General features: G+C 65.1%; 15 protein-coding genes. 10 read left to right on the forward strand and 5 right to left on the reverse strand.

Annotated elements, in window-relative coordinates:
• Positions 1-199: 199 nt before the first annotated feature.
• Positions 200-1,711 (reverse strand): recombinase family protein, encoded by a 1,512-nt coding sequence (locus HMPREF2990_RS02505; protein ID WP_070421670.1) that lies wholly within the window; start codon positions 1,709-1,711, stop codon positions 200-202.
• A 20-nt stretch (positions 1,712-1,731) separates the two neighbouring features.
• The gene (gene ychF, locus HMPREF2990_RS02510; RefSeq protein ID WP_070762567.1) at positions 1,732-2,820 is read right to left on the reverse strand and encodes a redox-regulated ATPase YchF; all 1,089 of its coding nucleotides are present in this window, start codon (positions 2,818-2,820) and stop codon (positions 1,732-1,734) included.
• 88 nt (positions 2,821-2,908) lie between these two features.
• On the opposite strand from ychF, the gene HMPREF2990_RS02515 reads away from it, so the two are divergent.
• Genes HMPREF2990_RS02515 through HMPREF2990_RS02525 form a run of 3 tightly spaced genes read left to right on the forward strand, consistent with a single transcriptional unit; the run spans position 2,909 to position 5,986 of the window.
• A complete protein-coding gene (locus HMPREF2990_RS02515) occupies positions 2,909-4,282 on the forward strand; it encodes an AI-2E family transporter (RefSeq protein ID WP_371574898.1) in 1,374 nt (457 codons plus the stop codon).
• A gap of 31 nt (positions 4,283-4,313) precedes the next feature.
• Positions 4,314-5,354 carry a DNA recombination protein RmuC gene (locus tag HMPREF2990_RS02520; RefSeq protein WP_070762568.1) on the forward strand — a complete coding sequence of 347 codons (1,041 nt, stop codon included), beginning with the start codon at positions 4,314-4,316 and terminating at the stop codon, positions 5,352-5,354.
• Positions 5,355-5,365: 11 nt separating this feature from the next.
• Positions 5,366-5,986: a DUF6542 domain-containing protein gene (locus tag HMPREF2990_RS02525; protein ID WP_070762569.1), complete on the forward strand. Its 621-nt coding sequence runs from the start codon at positions 5,366-5,368 to the stop codon at positions 5,984-5,986.
• Here the strand turns inward: HMPREF2990_RS02525 and HMPREF2990_RS02530 are convergent.
• A complete protein-coding gene (locus HMPREF2990_RS02530; RefSeq protein WP_070762570.1) occupies positions 5,983-6,948 on the reverse strand; it encodes a 4-hydroxy-3-methylbut-2-enyl diphosphate reductase in 966 nt (321 codons plus the stop codon). The two genes, HMPREF2990_RS02525 and HMPREF2990_RS02530, sit on opposite strands and share 4 nt — an antisense overlap.
• Before the next feature lie 121 nt (positions 6,949-7,069).
• On the opposite strand from HMPREF2990_RS02530, the gene xseA reads away from it, so the two are divergent.
• Both xseA and HMPREF2990_RS02540 read left to right on the forward strand, forming a co-directional pair.
• Positions 7,070-8,323, forward strand: a complete 1,254-nt coding sequence (gene xseA, locus HMPREF2990_RS02535; RefSeq protein ID WP_070762571.1) for an exodeoxyribonuclease VII large subunit — start codon at positions 7,070-7,072, stop codon at positions 8,321-8,323.
• Between the two features lie 11 nt (positions 8,324-8,334).
• A complete protein-coding gene (locus HMPREF2990_RS02540; RefSeq protein WP_070762572.1) occupies positions 8,335-8,595 on the forward strand; it encodes an exodeoxyribonuclease VII small subunit in 261 nt (86 codons plus the stop codon).
• On the opposite strand, the gene HMPREF2990_RS02545 is transcribed toward HMPREF2990_RS02540, so the two are convergent.
• Positions 8,579-9,148, reverse strand: a complete 570-nt coding sequence (locus HMPREF2990_RS02545) for a DUF4245 domain-containing protein (RefSeq protein ID WP_246817408.1) — start codon at positions 9,146-9,148, stop codon at positions 8,579-8,581. The genes HMPREF2990_RS02540 and HMPREF2990_RS02545 overlap by 17 nt on opposite strands.
• A gap of 211 nt (positions 9,149-9,359) precedes the next feature.
• On the opposite strand from HMPREF2990_RS02545, the gene glpX reads away from it, so the two are divergent.
• The 5 genes from glpX (at position 9,360) to HMPREF2990_RS02570 (ending at position 14,649) form a co-directional block, all read left to right on the forward strand.
• Positions 9,360-10,379, forward strand: a complete 1,020-nt coding sequence (gene glpX, locus HMPREF2990_RS02550) for a class II fructose-bisphosphatase (protein WP_070762573.1) — start codon at positions 9,360-9,362, stop codon at positions 10,377-10,379.
• Between the two features lie 62 nt (positions 10,380-10,441).
• The gene (locus HMPREF2990_RS02555) at positions 10,442-11,842 is read left to right on the forward strand and encodes a class II fumarate hydratase (protein ID WP_070762574.1); all 1,401 of its coding nucleotides are present in this window, start codon (positions 10,442-10,444) and stop codon (positions 11,840-11,842) included.
• A 51-nt stretch (positions 11,843-11,893) separates the two neighbouring features.
• Positions 11,894-12,433, forward strand: coding sequence for a hypothetical protein (locus tag HMPREF2990_RS02560; RefSeq protein WP_070762575.1), 540 nt, complete (start codon positions 11,894-11,896; stop codon positions 12,431-12,433).
• A gap of 81 nt (positions 12,434-12,514) precedes the next feature.
• Complete coding sequence (locus HMPREF2990_RS02565) at positions 12,515-13,114, forward strand: TetR/AcrR family transcriptional regulator (protein ID WP_070762576.1); 600 nt, start codon at positions 12,515-12,517, stop codon at positions 13,112-13,114.
• A complete protein-coding gene (locus tag HMPREF2990_RS02570; protein ID WP_070762577.1) occupies positions 13,096-14,649 on the forward strand; it encodes an MDR family MFS transporter in 1,554 nt (517 codons plus the stop codon). The genes HMPREF2990_RS02565 and HMPREF2990_RS02570 overlap by 19 nt, the downstream gene beginning before the upstream one ends.
• A 56-nt stretch (positions 14,650-14,705) precedes the next feature.
• On the opposite strand, the gene HMPREF2990_RS12875 is transcribed toward HMPREF2990_RS02570, so the two are convergent.
• Positions 14,706-15,009: HNH endonuclease signature motif containing protein (locus HMPREF2990_RS12875; RefSeq protein ID WP_168167111.1), on the reverse strand; the 304-nt coding region annotated here is incomplete at its 5' end.

Raw genomic sequence — 15,009 nt, forward strand, 5'->3', positions numbered from 1 at the left:
GGGGCAGGATTCGAACCTACGACCTCTGGGGTAACAAGAGCCGTGTCATACTTCCTGCGAACGCCACGGTTGAGCAGTGTCGCCCCCGATACACGAAGGCAGATCTCCCCCGAACTGCCGGCTCCCGTGGCGTTCCTTCGTAAGAGCTTTGCGCGCCGCAGCGCATGCGCGCGATTGTTGACGTGTCACACACTGCAACCTAGTTCCACACGATCTGCACCGATTCAGGGTTAAAGGTCTTGGTGCCGCGCACGCCACGGCGCAGGCGCACCTGGCACAGGGTATTGATGACTCGGCGCTGCACGGCAAGCTCTGCGTTGTCGAAGGCATCCACGGGCGAGGCGTAGCCGGTTGTGTCGAGCAGCGCCGATGCGCCAGCAAGACGGGCACGGCGCGTTTCGAGTTTCTCGATCTGCGGCTCATAACGGTTTCGCGCGCGCTTGAGGTCACGGGCCTCGATAAGCTCCTCATCGTAGTCAGCCTGGACGCGGGCGAGCTTTGCGCGAAGCTCAGCGAGTTCGTCGTCGATGGCGTTGACCTCGTCGTCGTCCACAGTCGGCAGCAGGTCCGCCAGGTCGTCACGGCCAAGGCGGGCGCGGATCACGGCGAGCACAAAATCATCGACGCTATGTGTGCGCACTAATCCACAGGCGGCGCAGCGGTAGCGGTCGGCATGTGTGCGCACGGGGTTGCCACACTCGTCGCAGACATACAGACCCGAGCCGAGATGGCGGCGAGTGTTCCGGCGCTCCTTGTTGGTCAGCCGGTCGGGATCGTCGAGCACGTTCTGCACGCGCCACCACAGATCTGGTGTGACGATCGGCTCCCACTGCCCTTTCACCGGCTCGCCGGTATCGGGGTCGCGGACGATATGCGTGACACGGCGGTATTTGTTCTTCACGCCTTTGCGCTTGGCCTTCTTATAAGTGGAGTAACCCGCATACACGGGGTTGCGCAGGATCGAGTGCAACGACGTGTAGGCCCACGGCTGCGCGTCGGGAACCGGCTTTTCTTCCTGGCCTTCAGCGCGGCGTCGAGCGTTGCGCTCTGTGACCACGGTGTACATATGGCGCGGCGTGGTCGGGATATCCGGCAAGCCCGGTTGATCGACCCCAGATAAGGCGCGCGCAATGTCGCGCATGGAGTTGCCCCTCTCGACAGCGCGGAACATACCGAGCACGGCGGCGGCTTCGGATGGAATGATCTCGCCGGTGGAGGTGTAGCCGATAGGGCGCACACCGCCGGAGTACCAGCGGCCCTGCTCGGCGCGTTGCTGTTGCGCACGAGACTGGCGCATGCTCTTTCGCTCGATCTCGCCGCGTGCCACGGCTGCTTTGATGCGCGCGTACATTCTGCCGCCGTCGGTGGCAAGGTCAGCATCACCGTTCGCAGTGACGAGTTTCAGCCCCTGCTCCTCTGCCCTGTCGATCCACTCTTCGAGCTGCCAGGGCTGCCGTGTGAGGCGGTCGAGGTCCCAGCAAATGATCGCGTCGATCTCGCCGCGCTCAAAGGACGCCACCATCGCGTCGTAGTCGGGGCGGTCCACGTCCTTCTTCGACGCGGAGATCGACTGATCGACGTAGGTATGCACGACGTCCCAGCCGCGTTGCTCGGCAAGGGCTTCGCAGTCCTGGCGCTGCCGGTCGATGGCGAGGCCGTCCATGGCAGCATCGAGCGAGATACGGAGGTAAATAGCAGCACGTGTTGTCATGCCGCTAACACTAGCGCGCCTCAGGTTACATTGAAACGAAACTCCACGACGTCGCCGTCGACCATGACGTAGTCCTTGCCCTCCTGGCGCACCTTGCCGTGGGCGCGGGCCTCGGCCATGGAACCGAGCTCGTCCAGGTCCTCGAAGGCGACGATCTCGGCCTTGATGAAGCCCTTCTCAAAGTCGGAGTGGATCACGCCGGCGGCCTGCGGGGCGGTATCGCCCTTGTGGATCGTCCAGGCGCGGGCCTCCTTCGGGCCCGCGGTGAGGTAGGTCTGCAGGCCGAGGGTGTCGAAGCCGGCCTTGGCCAGGGTCTGCAGGCCCGGCTCGTCCTGGCCGACGGCGGCGAGCAATTCGGCCGCGTCCTCGTCGTCAAGCTCAAGCAGCTCGGTCTCGGTCTGCGCGTCGAGGAAGACGGCGTCGGCGGGGGCGACGAGCTCGCGGAGCTCCTGCTTGCGGGCGTCGTCGGTAAGCACGTCCTCGTCGGAGTTGAACACGTAGAGGAAGGGCTTGGCCGTCATCAGGTGCAGGTGGTGCAGCAGGTCTAAGTCGATGTCGCCGGTCTTGGAGGCGGCGAACAGCGTACGGTCGTCCTCAAGCACGGCCTGGGCCTTCTTGGCCTCCTCGGCTTGCGCGGCGATGTCCTTGTCTTTGCGGCCGTCCTTCTCCAGGCGCGGCAGGGCCTTTTCGATGGTCTGCAGGTCAGCGAGGATCAGCTCGGTGTTGATCACGCTGATGTCGCTGGCGGGGTCGATCTGGCCGTCGACGTGGATCACGTTGTCGTCGCTAAACGCACGCACGACCTGGCAGATCGCATCCGCCTCGCGAATATTGGCCAAAAAGGCGTTGCCCATGCCCTCGCCCTCGGAGGCACCCTTCACAATGCCGGCGATGTCCACGAAAGACACCGTGGCGGGAAGGATCCGCTCGGATTTGAAGATCTCAGCCAGCCGCTCCAGGCGTGGATCGGGCAGCTCGACCAGGCCCACGTTGGGCTCAATGGTGGCAAACGGGTAGTTGGCAGCAAGCACCTCGTTGCGCGTCAGGGCGTTGAAGAGGGTTGACTTACCAACGTTGGGCAGTCCGACGATTCCAAGTGTAAGGCTCACGTCGGCCAATCCTAGCCCACATGAGCGCTTACCCCGACACGCAGGGGGGTGCGAGCACTTCCGGCTCGAGTGGGGCACAATGGTGCAAGTGAGTACCAGTAAGGCAACGACTGAATCGTCTCCCACCGCCCCGCACCGCTCAGACCGCGTGGATCGCGGTGTGGTGATGAATTCGTGGGTCAAGGCAGCCTCGATGCTGACGCTGCGTTTGCTCATCATTGCTGTCTTCCTCTTCGCGCTAGGCCACCTCATCGGCGCATTCTGGGCCGGGGTCCTACCAATCGTGCTGGCGCTGATCATCTGCACGGTGCTCGCCCCCATCGCCTCCTGGATGCGCAACCACGGCATCCCCTCCGCGCTGGCGGCGCTGACCACGCTGCTCGGGTTCTTCGGACTGATCTCGGTACTCGCGCTCATGATCGCGCCAGATATCGTGGCGCACTCGCGCATCCTGTACTTGCAGGCCCTCGAAGGCATCCAGCGGATGCAGCTGTGGATGCAGGGCCCGCCACTGAACATGGACCCCGACGACCTAAGCGAGGCGATCAACGAGGTCGCCCAGTGGTTGCAGAACCAAGCCGGGGCGATCGCCGGCGGCGTCTTCTCCGGCCTGGGCACGGCAGCAGGGCTGATGGTCTCGCTCATGGTGGTGCTCGTGCTCACCTTCTTCTTCCTCAAGGACGGCCACCGCTTCCTACCCTGGGTCCGCTCGGCCACCGGCGGCCGCAGCGGTCTGCACGCCACCGAGCTGCTCACCCGCGCGTGGGAAACACTCAGTCGTTTCATCCTCGCCCAGGCGCTCGTCTCGCTTGTCGACGCCGTGTTTATCGGCCTCGGCATCTACCTCGTCGGCGTCCCCATGGCCTTCACCCTGGCGGTGATCACGTTCATGGCCGGGTTCATCCCAATCGTCGGCGCGGTCACCGCCGGCGCGCTGGCGGTGCTCGTCGCGCTCGTCTCCCTCGGCTTTACCGAGGCACTCATCGTGCTCGCCATCGTGATCGCCGTGCAACAGCTCGAGGGCAACGTACTTTCGCCGATGCTGCAGTCGCGCGCAATGAACCTGCACCCGGTCATCGTGTTGGTGTCCGTGACCATCGGCGGCGGCATCTTCGGGCTCATCGGTGCCTTCCTCGCCGTGCCGGCCGCCGCAATGATCGCCGTGTGCTACCGCTACATCCTGGACATCCTGCGCATCCACTCCGGCGAGAAAACCGCCGCCGAGATCGACTTCGTCACCGACGAAGGCCGCACCATCGCGGAGATCGAGGAGCGCGAATCCGTCTTCGAGCGTCGCGAGTGGCGCAAGGAGCGCCAGTGGACCACCCCGCCGGAAGTCGAGGAGCCAGAGGAAGCGGAAGAGAGCTCCAGCAGCTGGAAGAAGCTTATCGACGCCCGCGAGCACCCCGCCTTCGCCAAAATGTTCGGCAAAAACGAGGAATCCGCCCCTCGCGAGGACTAGCGTGTTCGCCGGGTGTGCTTAACTCGGCGACATGTCTTCCGCAACCGCACTCCTTACCCTGCTCACCGGCCTCCTCATCGGGTTCATCGCGGGCCTATTCACCGGCATGAGCTGGCTGAAACGCAACACCCCGGCACCGGCGCCACCCACTGACCTCGCGCCCGTCGCCCGCGCGCTCACGCAATTGCAGGACCAGCTCGACGATCTCGACAAGGAGCAAGCACTCGCCCGCAACGCGCTCGCCAGCCAGGTTCAGACCATTGGGCGCACCTCCGCGCGCCTCGGGGATCGCACCGACCAGCTTCTAGGCGCTCTGCGCAGCCCGCAGGTTCGCGGCCGCTGGGGCGAGATCCAGCTCCAGCGCGTTGTCGAGCTCGGCGGCATGGTCGAACACGTGGACTTCGACGTCCAGACGCACATGCGCACCGGCGATCTGCCCGCCGTGCGCCCCGACATGGTCATCCGCCTGTCCGAGGGGCGCAACATCGTCGTGGATGCCAAGGTGCCCTTTTCCTCCTACCTGGATGCGCTCAACACGGAAGACCCCGAGGAAAAGCAGGCGTACATGCGCAGGCACGCGCACCTGCTGCGCCGGCACGTGGAGACGCTGTCGTCCAAGTCCTACATCGCGGCATTCCAGCCCACCCCGGAGTTCGTGGTGATGTTCGTGCCCGCCGACCCCTTCCTAGACGCAGGTCTTGCCCTCGACCCCGAACTTTTGGACTACGCCCTGTCCCGCGACGTCGTCATCGCCACCCCCACCACCCTGTTCGCGCTGCTGCGCACCGTCGCGCTCGGGTGGCGTCAAGACTCGCTCAACGAGAAGGCAAAGGAGGTCCAGCGCCTCGGTGCCGAACTCCACGCCCGCCTACGGGTGATGGGCGAGCACTACAACAAGGTCGGCGCATCCCTGGACAAGGCGGTCGAGGCCTATAACGCCACGCTCGCCTCCATGGATACGCGCGTCATGGTCACCGCGCGCAAGCTTGAAGACATGGACGTGCCCACCGGACGCCACGCCGCGGCCCCGCTGACGCCTGCCACGTCGCGCCCACGCCACAGCGCCGGGTAAACTATCTCGACGTGTCTCACGTGATCCGGAATACCAACGCCCCGTCAGCCGCCTTCCAAGGCCTGCCGACAGGTTCTGCCATTGGCATCCTGTTCGCCGCGCTGTTCACCGGCGCGCTGCTGAGCATCTATTCCGGCGTGATTGGCTGGCCGCTTCTCACCTGTTTCATCATCGCCACCCTGGTGGTCACCACACTGGTCAACCCGAAGGGACTCTTCCTCACCGTCGCCAGCGCCCCCATCCTGCTCTTCCTCACGGTGCTGGCCACCGGCTACGCCATCTCCCACAGCGAAATCAACGCCGGCGGCGTGTCCTCCAAGGCGGCGCTTTTGGCCGTGTTCTACCCCATCACCGAGGTCTTCCCCGTGCTCTTTACCGTCACGGTGGGCGCGGTAATCATTGCGGTGGCCCGCTACAAGCTCGTCGAGCGGCAAAATCGGGCGCGGACCCGTACCGAGACGGCGGAGCGGCACCAGGTGGCGGAGAGTAACCGCCGCGCGGCGTCGCAAAGCAGAAGGGCCCGGGAGCGCTCCTCCAGCGTTTCCGTGCAGGAGCTGCTCAACCGGGCCAAAGAGGAGCGCGAACGCTCCGCGCGCACCCGCGGCGGGCTGCGCGACAACCTGTACGACTAGCTTGTCGCCTCTGCGCGGGGCGCGCGCAGGTCACGCGGCAGCGCGAAGGTGATCGTCTCCACCGTGGTGGTGACCTCCTCCACATCCGAGTAGCCGCGCTCGTCGAGGAACTTCACGACTTCGGTGACCAGAATCTCCGGCACGGACGCGCCCGAGGTCACGCCAATCGTCGTGGCGTTTTCCAGCCACGCCTCGTCGATCTGCGATGCGTAGTCCACCAGGTGCGAATCCTTCGCGCCCGCCTCGAGCGCGACCTCGACCAGACGCTTCGAGTTGGAGGAGTTCTGCGAACCCACCACGATCACCAGGTCCGACTTACCCGCGATCTTCTTCACCGCGGCCTGGCGGTTCTGGGTGGCGTAGCAGATGTCATCGCTCGGCGGATCCTGCAGGTGCGGGAAGCGCTCCTTGAGCTTGGCTACGATCTCCAGCGTCTCATCCACCGACAGCGTGGTCTGCGACAGCCAGACCAGCTTCTCATCCTGCAGCGACTCAGGCAGGGCATCGACGCCCTCGAGCCCGTCAACCAGGTGAGTCACCTCGGGTGCCTCACCCGCGGTGCCCTCAACCTCCTCGTGGCCCTCGTGGCCAACAAGCAGGATCTGGTAGCCGTCGCGGGCGAAACGCTTCGCCTCGTTGTGCACCTTCGTCACCAGCGGGCAGGAAGCATCCAGGGTGAGCAGGTTGCGCGCCTTTGCGGACTCGCGCACCGCCGGGGAAATACCGTGGGCGGAGAACACCAGGTGCGCACCCTCGGGCACCTCGTCGGTTTCCTCAACGAAGATCACGCCGCGCTCTTGGAGCGTTTCCACCACGTACTTGTTGTGCACAATCTCTTTGCGCACGTAGATGGGCGCGCCGTACTTTTCCAGCGCCTTTTCCACGGTCACCACCGCGCGGTCCACACCAGCGCAGTAGCCGCGGGGCGCAGCGAGAAGAACATTTTTACCCTGATCAGTCATGGAACCGACAGTACCCAAAATGCGTCTAAAAGAATAGGCAGCGAGCACACCCGCTGTGTAAGTTCGGCAGTAGCCTTCGGGAGCTTGTGAGAAAGCCTCTGGGCTAAAGAAAGGAGACAATGTGACGTCGGAAAGCGGCAGGCCCGCATCCACTGCGGAAGCACCCTGGTCCGTATCCAAACTCAACACCACGGTCAAGGGGTGGATCGAAAAGCTGGGTTGGCTCTGGGTGGAGGGCCAACTCGCGCAGATCAACGCCAAGCCGACCTGGAAACTGTCCTACCTCACCCTGCGGGATACCCAGGAGCAGGTCAGCGTGCAGCTGACGGTCAACAGCGCCCTGCTGCAAGGTATGCCCACCCCGCTTAAGGAGGGCGATCGCGTCGTCGTGCGCGGCAAGCCAGCCTTCTACGCCGGGCGTGGCACCTTCTCCATGTGGGTGACCGACATCCGGCACGTGGGCGAGGGCGAGCTGCTTGCGCGTATCGAGCGCTTACGCAAGCAGCTCGCCGCCGAGGGGCTGTTCGACCCGGCGCGCAAGAAGCCCCTGCCCTACCTGCCGCAAAAGATCGGGCTGATCACCGGCAAGGCTTCGGCCGCGGAGCGCGACGTGATCTCGGTCGCGCAGAGCCGCTGGCCGGCGGTGCAGTTTTCCATCATCAACACCCCGGTCCAGGGCGCACTCGCCGTGCCCGCGGTGATCAAGGCGCTCGAACAGTTGGACCGCGACCCGGAGGTGGACGTGATCATCATCGCCCGCGGCGGCGGCTCGGTCGAGGACCTGCTGCCCTTCTCGGAGGAAGCCCTCCAGCGCGCGGTGGCAGCAGCTCACACCCCGGTGGTCTCCGCGATCGGTCACGAGCCGGACAACCCGGTGTTGGATAACGTCGCCGACGTGCGCGCCGCCACCCCCACCGATGCAGCGAAGCGCGTGGTCCCCGACGTCGCCCAGGAGCGCGCGCTGGTCGCCGAGGCGCGCGAGCGCATGGCAGCGGCACTCCGCGGCTGGGTGCAGCGCGAGCGCAACGGGCTCGCCTCGGTGCGTTCCCGCCCGGTGCTCGCCGATCCGATGTCCGCCATCACGCGCCGCCGTGAGGAGGTCGACCGGGCCCGCGGCTTGATCCGCCGCGACGTCACCTACCTTTTGCAGAAGGAGCAGGCGGCGGTCGCGTCGCTGCGCGCCCAAGTGTCGGCACTCGGGCCTTCGGCGACGCTTGCCCGCGGCTACGCGGTCGTGCAGGTCCTGCCCCGCGACGGCAGCGGCCCCGAAGTCGTCACCAGCATCGAGCAATCCCCACCCGGCTCGCAGCTGCGCATCCGCGTTGGCGACGGGTCGATTACCGCGGCCGCAATGGCCACCCAACCAGCAGATTAGAAGGAGCAACCATGGCAGAGAATACCTTTGGCGCGGGCGAGGCCGGCGAGAACGCCTTCCCGGACCCGCAGGAATTGAGCTACGAGCAGGCGCGCGACGAGCTCATCGAAACCGTCAAAATCCTCGAGCTCGGCCAAATGAGCCTCGACGAATCACTGAAGTATTGGGAGCGCGGCGAGGCGCTTGCCAAGCGGTGCGAAGTGCTTCTCGACGGGGCGTCGCAGCGCGTCGAGGCCGCCATCGAAACCCGCAGCGTTAGTCCTGAGGAGTAATCGGGGTCGCTTTCAGTGCCGCGGAGATCAGCGTGTGGAACTCCTCGTCGGTGCCCGCGCCGGTGACCAGCAGGCGCGCCTCGCCTGCGTCGGTCGCCCACAGGTCGCGCACGTCCGCGGCATCCGAGGTGTAGATCTGGACCTCGGTGCCGTCGACCGTCTCGGTGCGCTCGAGCTCGCGGGGGTGGCTATCAGCCTGCCGCACGGCGTCGTCAAGCGGGGCCCCAGTCTGCGTGAGCTGCAAGAAACCGCCATCGGCGGTGACCCACCCCACGACCGGTGCGGGCGCTTGCGCGATCATCGAGCGGCGCGCCGAGTTGGTCACCCAGCCCTCCGGTGCCTGCGGGTAGACCACGGGGAAGTCGACGGCGCGGGCCTCGAGGTCCAGAAACGTCGCCGCGTCGACCTCCTGCACCGGCCCCTGCTCGGGTTTGCCCGGGTTGAAGGTGCACAGCCCCGTCGCGCCGACGGCAACGAGCATGATGACCACAATCAGCACCATGTTGAGCGCGATGTTGCGGCCGTCCTCGAAGATCTTCGTGTTAGGAGTCACCTGGCCAGTATGACACGCCCGCGCGTCCACCCCCGAATTTGTCGCACTCCTTGGGCGTTCCCGCTGCTGGGCTCACTCTTCCCCCAAAATGGTGGGCATCCGCGACTGAAACGGGCGTGAAAGTGCGAGAATGGAACCGAGCGGTGCGGTGCCCGTGCACCCCCGCCGCGACCGATGCATGAATTTTTAAGCCGCAGGAGGCAACGTTTCGATGACTGAGTCGAAGTCTGAAGAGTACTTCCCCGACCGCAATCTGGCGATGGAACTTGTTCGCGTCACAGAGGCCGCAGCGCTGGCCTCGGGCCGCTGGGTTGGTCGCGGCAAGAAGAACGAGGGCGACGGCGCGGCCGTCGATGCGATGCGCAAGATGATCAACTCCGTCAACATGGACGGCGTCATCGTCATCGGTGAGGGCGAAAAGGACGAGGCCCCGATGCTGTTCAACGGCGAGCACGTCGGCAACGGCGAAGGCGCGCAGGTCGACCTGGCCGTTGACCCGGTCGACGGCACCCGCCTGATGGCCGAGGGCCGCCCGAACGCGATCTCCGTCATCGCCGCCGCCGACCGCGGCTCGATGTACAACCCGAAAGACGCGTTCTACATGAACAAGATCGCCGTCGGCCCCGAGGCCGCAGGCCGCATCGACATCACCAAGTCGGTGGCGGAAAACGTCCACGCCGTCGCTGACGCGAAGGGCGTGCGCCCCGACGAGGTCACCGTCGTCGTGCTGGACCGCCCGCGCCACGAGAAGCTGGTCGCAGAGATCCGCGAAGCCGGCGCAAAGGTGCGCTTCATCATGGACGGCGACGTGGCAGGCGCCATCGCCGCTGCACAGGACACCAACTCCATCGACATGGCGATGGGCATCGGCGGCACCCCGGAGGGCGTCATCACCGCCTGCGCCCTGAAGTGCCTGGGCGGCGACATCCAGGGCATGCTCGCCCCGCAGTCCGAGGAGGAGCGCGAGAAGGTGCTCGCCGCGGGTCACGACCTCAACCACGTGCTCACCATCGACGAGCTGGTTGCCTCCGACAACTGCTACTTCGCCGCCACCGGCGTGACCAACGGCGACATGGTCCGCGGCGTGTCCTACCGCAAGAACGGCGCGACCACCCGCTCGCTGGTAATGCGCTCGAAGTCCGGCACCGTGCGCTTCGTGGAGTCCCTGCACAAGCTGGCCAAGCTGCAGGAGTACTCGGTGGTGGACTACTCGGACCCGACCTCCGACTAGTCTGCTCCAAAACAGGCATAATATTTGTGACCGAATACGCAGACAAGCAAAGGAAGTTAGATATGGCTGAACAGCAGTACCGCATCGAGCACGACACGATGGGCGAAGTCAAGGTGCCGGTTGACGCACTGTGGCGCGCGCAGACCCAGCGCGCTGTTGAGAACTTCCCCATCTCCGGCCGCGGCCTGGAGGACCAGCAGATCCGCGCACTTGGCCTGCTCAAGGCAGCATGTGCGCAGGTGAACAAGGACCTGGGCAAGCTTGACGCCGAGAAGGCCGATGCGATCATCGCCGCCGCGCAGGAAATCGCCGACGGCAAGCACAACGACCAGTTCCCCATCGACGTGTTCCAGACCGGCTCCGGCACCTCGTCCAACATGAACACCAACGAGGTCATCGCCTCCATCGCGAAGGCGAACGGCGTGGAAGTCCACCCGAACGACGACGTGAACATGGGTCAGTCCTCCAACGACACCTTCCCCACCGCCACCCACGTTGCAGCCACCGAGGCAGCGGTCCAGGATCTCATCCCGGGCTTGGAGGTGCTGCAGAAGTCTCTGGCCGCCAAGGCTGAGGAGTGGCACGAGGTAGTCAAGTCCGGCCGCACCCACCTGATGGACGCCACCCCGGTCACCCTGGGCCAGGAGTTCTCCGGCTACGCCCGCCAGATCGAGCTGGGTATCGAGCGCGTGCAGGCCACCGTTGGTCGCCTGGGCGAGCTGGCCATCGGCGGTACCGCCGTCGGCACCGGCATCAACACCCCGGCCGAGTTCGGTGCCAAGGTCACCGAGGAGCTGGTGAAGCTCACCGGCGTCGACGCGCTGTCTGAGGCGAAGAACCACTTCGAGGCGCAGGCCAACCGCGACGCGCTCGTCGAGTTCTCCGGTGCGATGCGTTCCGTGGCGGTCTCCTTCTACAAGATCGCTAACGACATCCGCCTGATGGGCTCCGGCCCGCTCGCCGGCTTCGCCGAGATCCACCTGCCGGATCTGCAGCCGGGCTCCTCGATCATGCCGGGCAAGGTCAACCCCGTGCTGTGCGAGACCGCAACGCAGGTCTCCGCGCAGGTCATTGGCAACGACGCGGCGATCGCCTTCGGCGGCACCCAGGGCCAGTTCGAGCTCAACGTGTTCATCCCGATGATGGCGCGCAACGTGCTCGAGTCCTCCCGCCTGCTGGCAAACACCGCTCGTCAGTTCGCCACTAAGCTTGTCGACGGCATCGAGCCGAACGTCGAGCACATGCGCGAACTCGCCGAGTCCTCCCCGTCGATCGTGACCCCGCTGAACTCCGCGATTGGCTACGAGAACGCGGCGAAGGTGGCCAAGCACGCGATCAAGGAGGGCATCACCATCCGCCAGGCCGTGATCGACCTCGGCTTCGTCGATGGCGAGAAGCTCACCGAGGAGGAGCTGGACAAGCGCCTCGACGTGCTGTCGATGGCAAACACCGACCGCAACTAAGCCGCTAGGATAAGTCCCCAGCATTATCTTCTTTAGCTGGGGACTTTTTCTATGCCTGATTCCTTTTCCGAGCTGCGCACCGCCGGCGGCTCGAACAAGCCGTGGGTGGCTGCCGGTGTCTTCGCGCTCGCCCTCGCCCTGATCGGGGTCGCGCTCGCGGGCGCGTACTGGTCGAGCCAGCCGGGCGCGGACACTGCACCGGCAACCGTGACCGTCACCGCGCAGCCTTCTTCTGCCGCACCCGAGGACGCCCCCGCTGGCACGTACTCCGGCACGTTTAACAACCTGCGCGAAGACGCGCGCCGCCCGCAGAAGGCGGCGTGGCCCGTCGTCGCCACCTTTGGCGCGGGCACAGCCACCGTGACGTACCCGCGCTCTGGGTGCACCACGCTTATCGACGCCTCCCTGCACAACGTCCCCCTCACGAAACACTGCTCCTCGGCCACCGGTGCCGCCAACGCTGCAGTTGACGCCCGCTGGGAGATCAGCGTGCCGGAGGACGGACTGGTCGAACTGACCTATTTCGAGGGCGAGGAAGCCATCGCCGGGGGCACGCTCTCGCGCGGAATTCCGGACGCAGACCAGACATAAACAGGCAAGTTGCCAAACTTTGCACTGGGTGTAATATTGCACGCTGTGCAAAATCATCACTGTTCCGCAGGCACGCGGGAAGTGAAGCGGCAGCGCACCAGGCAAAGGATTCACGAGGCCGCACTGGACCTCGTCGAAGCACGTGGACTCGACAACACCACCGTCGAAGACATCTGCCACGCTGCCGATATCTCCCGCCGTACCTTTTTCAACTACATGGATTCCAAGGACCACGCCATCTTCGGTGTGTTCCCCCTCCGCCTCACCGAAGACGGGCTCGACGCGATCGCCAACACGCAGTCGGACAATCTGCCCCAGCTCATCCTCACCGCATTCGAGGAGGACCCCGCAGCCCCCGACCGATCCCTGCTCGCCCGCCAGCGCGCGCTCATCCAGGCCAACATGGAACTCGAGAGCGCGGCGCTGATTCGGAAGCGGGAGGCGTTGGGGGCGGTGTGGCGGGCCGTCGAGAAGCATTTTGCCCAGTTCCCGCAGGACAGGAAGCTTGACGGCCCAGCGGAAGAGGAAATCCACACCATCGTCGAAATCGTCTTCTGCGCCATCTCCCACTACCTCCACCTCCCCCAGCCCAAGGAAGGCACCACCACCTCGCACCTGCTACGCGCAGGTGCCACGTTCACCGCATTTGCAAAGGAGCTCGAATGGAAAACTACAGCGTAAGGCCCCAAGGGGGCGCAAAGCAGCACGTTGGACTCATCTTCGCGGCGCTGCTGCTCACCATGCTGATGAGCTCGCTCGGGCAGATGATCTTCTCCACCGCGCTGCCCACCATCGTCGGTGAGCTCGGCGGCGTCGACCACATGAGCTGGGTCATCTCCGCCTTCCTCATCACTATGACCATCGCCATGCCTATCAACGGCAAGTTCGGCGACGGGCTTGGCCGCAAGTGGTTCTACATCGGCTCGATCGGCCTGTTCGTCATTGGTTCCACGCTCGGCGGGTTTGCCAACAGCATGACGATGCTGATCATCGGGCGCGCCATCCAGGGGCTGGGTGCCGGCGGCATGATGGTGAACTCGCAATCCATCATCGCCGAAGTCGTGCCCGCCCGCGAACGCGGCAAGTACATGGGCGTGATGGGGGCTGTCTTCGGCGTGTCCTCCGTCCTCGGCCCGGTCCTGGGCGGCTGGTTCACCGACGGGCCCGGCTGGCGCTGGGGGCTGTGGATGAACATCCCGCTCGGCTTGCTTGCGATGGCGGTGTCCGCCTCCGTGCTCCGTCTGCGTCGCGGCACGCCCGGCCCGCTCAACGCGGACTGGCTCGGCATGGCGCTCATGATCATCTCCACCTCCAGCCTCATCCTCACCACCACGTGGGGCGGCACGCAATACGAGTGGACGAGCCCCACCATCTTCACTGCTGCCGCAATTGCGATCCTGAGCGGCATCGCCTTCGTCCTGGTGGAGCTGCGCGCCAAGAACCCGCTGATCCCGATGTACCTGTTCACCAACCGCAACATGGTGCTCACCACCGCTGCGGGCACCGTGCTGGGCATGGCCATGGTCGGCGCGCTGGCATACCTGCCCACCTACCTGCAGATGGTGCACGAGATGACGCCGACCGAGGCCGGCCTGATGATGCTGCCGATGGTGATTGGCATGCTCGGCACCGGTATGACCGTCGGCTTTGTTATCTCGCGCACGGGCCGTTACAAGGTCTACCCGCTCGTTGGCATGGCGCTTACCGCGGTGGGCATGTTCCTGTTTTCTACGCTCACCGTCGACACCTCGCTCACCACGCTTGGTCTTTACATGTTCACCTTCGGCTTCGGCCTCGGCCTGGTCATGCAGGTGCTGGTCCTCATCGTGCAGAACTCCTTCCCGGTCACCATGGTCGGCACGGCAACTGCGACGAACAACTTCTTCCGCCAGCTCGGCTCCGCGATCGGCGCGTCGCTGGTCGGCTCGCTGTTCATCCACAAGATGCGCGACAACATGGCGGAGCGGATGCCTGGAGCACTCGCCCAGCTGCCGCCTGAGCAGCTGGAGGCCGTCGGACCGCTTTTCGACGGCGGGTCAAGCAACCTCACTCCCCACCAAGTCGCCCAACTTCCGGACGCAGTCAAAGAAGCGGTGCTGACGAGCTACAACGATGGGCTCACCCCGGTCTTCCTTATGATCGTGCCGCTAGCGGTGCTCGCTTTCCTGCTGCTCGTCCCGATCGTGGAGGACCCTCTGAAGGAGACGGTGGATTAAGGCATGCCTGTAGGCGCGCCAGTGTTTGCTGGCGCGCGGGCTTTTTGCGTGGGGGTTTAGTCGGGTGGTTTGCGGTTGTCGGCGCGGGCTTTGTGGTCGGCGCCGGTGGCGGTGACATTCCCATAGGGTGAGACGTAGGTGATCTGCCCGTCGCGCCGTTCGGTATGTCCCCGGGTACCGCGGGCGGCTTGGGAGTTGTGGTACTTGCATAACCACCCGAGGTTTGCCGGTGTGGTTTCGCCTCCGTGTTGGTGTTCGACCATGTGGTGGGCGTCGCACTCCGAGGCTGGTGCCTTGCAGCCTTTCCAGGTGCAGGTGGTGGAATCCGCCAGCATGACTTCTCGGTGTTTCGGGGTGGCG

It is taken from the genome of Corynebacterium sp. HMSC071B10 (assembly GCF_001814825.1).
In the GTDB taxonomy this organism is placed as follows: domain Bacteria; phylum Actinomycetota; class Actinomycetes; order Mycobacteriales; family Mycobacteriaceae; genus Corynebacterium.

Bases quoted from the DNA above. Each gene is read 5' to 3' on its own strand.
- HMPREF2990_RS02505 (WP_070421670.1), bottom strand. From the start codon at position 1,711: ATGACAACACGTGCTGCTATTTACCTCCGTATCTCGCTCGATGCTGCC.
- HMPREF2990_RS02520 (WP_070762568.1), top strand. From the start codon at position 4,314: ATGTCTTCCGCAACCGCACTCCTTACCCTGCTCACCGGCCTCCTCATC.
- HMPREF2990_RS02530 (WP_070762570.1), bottom strand. From the start codon at position 6,948: ATGACTGATCAGGGTAAAAATGTTCTTCTCGCTGCGCCCCGCGGCTAC.
- HMPREF2990_RS02540 (WP_070762572.1), top strand. From the start codon at position 8,335: ATGGCAGAGAATACCTTTGGCGCGGGCGAGGCCGGCGAGAACGCCTTC.
- glpX (WP_070762573.1), top strand. From the start codon at position 9,360: ATGACTGAGTCGAAGTCTGAAGAGTACTTCCCCGACCGCAATCTGGCG.
- HMPREF2990_RS02555 (WP_070762574.1), top strand. From the start codon at position 10,442: ATGGCTGAACAGCAGTACCGCATCGAGCACGACACGATGGGCGAAGTC.
- HMPREF2990_RS02560 (WP_070762575.1), top strand. From the start codon at position 11,894: ATGCCTGATTCCTTTTCCGAGCTGCGCACCGCCGGCGGCTCGAACAAG.
- HMPREF2990_RS02570 (WP_070762577.1), top strand. From the start codon at position 13,096: ATGGAAAACTACAGCGTAAGGCCCCAAGGGGGCGCAAAGCAGCACGTT.